Below are 2,701 nucleotides of genomic sequence, written 5' to 3' on the forward strand. Positions count from 1 at the left end.
TGCAGCTGGCCGAACAGCGACTTGAAGGCGCCGTCGGTGGCCGACCACTTCGGGTTCGTCGACGGGTAGAACTGCGCGTCGGGCAGCACCTCGAGGAACGGCGCGAGCGCCTCCTCGCCGGCGAGCTGCTCGGCACCCGACTTGGTGACGGGCAGGAAGCCCTCGGCCTGCACCCACGGCACGTACACGTCGGCCGAGTAGTAGTAGTCGAAGAACTTCGTGATCGCCTCCTGCTTATCGCCGTCGTTCTCGAACGCCATCAGCTGGTCCATGACGCCGAGCGTGAACGGCGAGCCGTCTTCGGTCGGGATCGGGACGATGGAGTAGTCGAGCTCGGGGTTGCCCTCTTCGATCTGGCCCACCGTCGGGGGCAGACCCACCTGCATGCCGATCTTGCCCTGGATGAAGATGTCCATCAGGGGCGAGCGCTGCGTCGAGCCGGGGTCGGCCTGCGTGGCACCCGCATCGATCATCTTCTTGATCTGCTCGGCACCGGCGAGGTTCTCGGGGGTGTCGATCGTGATCTCGGATGCGTCGCCGAACGAGCCGCCGCCGCCCCATAGCCACACGGCCGCCTCGGCCTGCGCCTCTTCGGAACCGAGCGGCATGCCGTAGCCGGCCACGCCGCCGCCGAGCGCCGACACCTTGGTCGCGGCGTCGAGCAGCTCATCCCAGGTCGTCGGGGCCTCGACGCCGGCCTGCGAGAGCAGGGCGTTGTTGACGAACAGCGCGCGGGCCGAAGCGATCAGCGGCAGCGCGTAGGCGGTGCCGTCGACCTCGGCGTTCGCGAGGAACGCGTCCTGGAAGTCGGAGTAGGTCTCTTCCGAGACGACGTCCTCGACCGGATAGAGCAGCTCGTCGCCGACGAACCCGGCGAACGGGCCTCCGTTGTAGATGTCCGGTGCCTCGCCGGCCTGGATCTTGGTGGAGACGACCTTCTCGAGGTTGTCCCATGACTGCACCTCGAGGTTGACCGTGATGTCGGGGTTCTCCTCTTCGAACCCCGCGATCACGTCCTCCCACAGGCCCTTGGTGGCGTCGGAGTAGCTGGGGACGAGGAGGTCGAGCGTGGACGCGCCGTCGGCGTCGCCTCCGCCGCCCTCGGTCGAACCGCCGAACCCGCACGAAGCGAGCGTGAGAGTGGCGGTCGCGGCCAGGGCGACAGCGCCGAATCGCAGTGACTTCTTCATGTGTATTGCATTCCTCACTGTGTAGGTGGTGCACAGTCGCAAGCACAACTCACGCGACGGTGCGTGTGATCGCCTCTCGGATGGAGCGGCGATCGATCAAGCCGGGTCGGCTCGGGGAGCCTTCCTCGGACCGGGCCGAGGACGGGGCGGTGGAACTGGTCTGATTATTTGTCAGGAGAATGAACAAATCAAGGAGAATCCTTGCGGGATTCCCTTGGGTCGAAATACTATGATCGAATAGTCGTCAAAACAATCACAAACTTGCAACATCTGGTCCGGAGGGCCTGACATGACCGAACTTCTCCCCGGCGCTCACATGCGCGAAGAGCTCCTCTCCCAGCCCGAGACCTGGGCTCGCGCCGCCGACCTCCGAGACGCGCAGGCACTGCTGCCCGCATCCGGGGCACGCGTCGCGGTCGTCGGCTGCGGCACGTCGTGGTTCATGGCGCAGTCGTACGCGTTCCTGCGCGAGAGCGCGGGTCTGGGCGAGACCGACGCGTTCGCGGCATCCGAGTCGTTCACCGACCGCGGCTACGACGCCGTGGTGGCGCTCACGCGCTCGGGCACCACGACCGAGGTCCTCGAGCTCGTCGACCGCATCAAGGGCCGCGTCCCCACGATCGGCGTGATCGGCGACGAGACCTCGCCGCTCGTCTCGCTCGTCGACGATGCCGTTCTGCTGCCTTTCGCCGATGAGAAGTCGGTCGTGCAGACCCGTTTCGCGACCACCGCGCTCGCGCTGTTCCGCGCCTCGCTCGGTGAGGACCTCACCGGCGCGATCGAGGATGCCGCCGCCGTGCTCACCGCCGAGTACGACGACGAGCTGCGCGATGCCGAGCAGTACTCGTTCCTGGGCCGCGGGTGGACCGTCGGCCTGGCTCACGAGGCGGCGCTGAAGATGCGGGAGTCGTCGCAGTCGTGGACCGAGTCGTACCCCTCGATGGAGTACCGCCACGGTCCGATCGCGATCGCCGCTCCCGGCCGCGTGACCTGGCAGTTCGGCGAGGCGCCCGAGGGACTGGCCGCACAGGTCGAGGCCACGGGGGCGCGCTTCGTGCAGCATCCGATCGACCCGCTGGCCGACCTCGTGCGCCTGCACCGCGTCGCCCTCGACCGTGCCGTGGCGCGCGGGCTCGACCCCGACCAGCCGCGCAACCTCACCCGCTCAGTGATCCTCGACGCGTGACGACCGACCACGACGCGTGAGGAGAGACCGGTGGGGAGCAGACCATGACCAGGCCTGAGGATGCCGCGGGCATCGCCGACGTCGAGCGAGACGCGTCGGGCGAGAAGCTCGCCGCGGTGCGGCCGCTCGGTGCGGGCGCGCCGGTGCTCGCGTTCGACGTCGGCGGCACCGACATCAAGTCGGCGCTGTTCGACGCAGACGGCACGGCTCTGGGGCTGCGCCGCACGCCGACCCCTCTGGCTGATCCGGGATCCGACGGCGATCGCACCGGAGCACTCATCAGGCGTCTCGGTGCGCTCGCGGTGAAGCTGCAGGCAGACCACCC

2 protein-coding genes and 1 pseudogene are annotated in these 2,701 nt (G+C 68.2%); 2 read left to right on the plus strand and 1 reads right to left on the minus strand.

Features of this window, described 5'->3' with window-relative positions; all coding sequences use genetic code 11:
* On the minus strand, window positions 1–1,190 hold a 1,190-nt coding region (locus tag RTM68_RS18150; protein WP_312173681.1), incomplete at its 3' end, for an extracellular solute-binding protein.
* A 289-nt stretch (window positions 1,191–1,479) separates the two neighbouring features.
* On the opposite strand from RTM68_RS18150, the gene RTM68_RS18155 reads away from it, so the two are divergent.
* Together RTM68_RS18155 and RTM68_RS18160 are read left to right on the plus strand one after the other, a co-directional pair.
* On the plus strand, window positions 1,480–2,376 hold the full coding sequence (locus RTM68_RS18155; RefSeq protein ID WP_312173682.1) for a sugar isomerase: 897 nt from the start codon (window positions 1,480–1,482) through the stop codon (window positions 2,374–2,376).
* Between the two features lie 44 nt (window positions 2,377–2,420).
* A pseudogene (locus RTM68_RS18160) lies at window positions 2,421–2,701 on the plus strand (ROK family protein); the annotation flags it as partial.

Origin of the sequence: Microbacterium sp., assembly GCF_031988965.1 — a bacterium.
GTDB lineage: Bacteria > Actinomycetota > Actinomycetes > Actinomycetales > Microbacteriaceae > Microbacterium.

Bases quoted from the DNA above. Each gene is read 5' to 3' on its own strand.
- RTM68_RS18155 (WP_312173682.1), top strand. From the start codon at position 1,480: ATGACCGAACTTCTCCCCGGCGCTCACATGCGCGAAGAGCTCCTCTCC.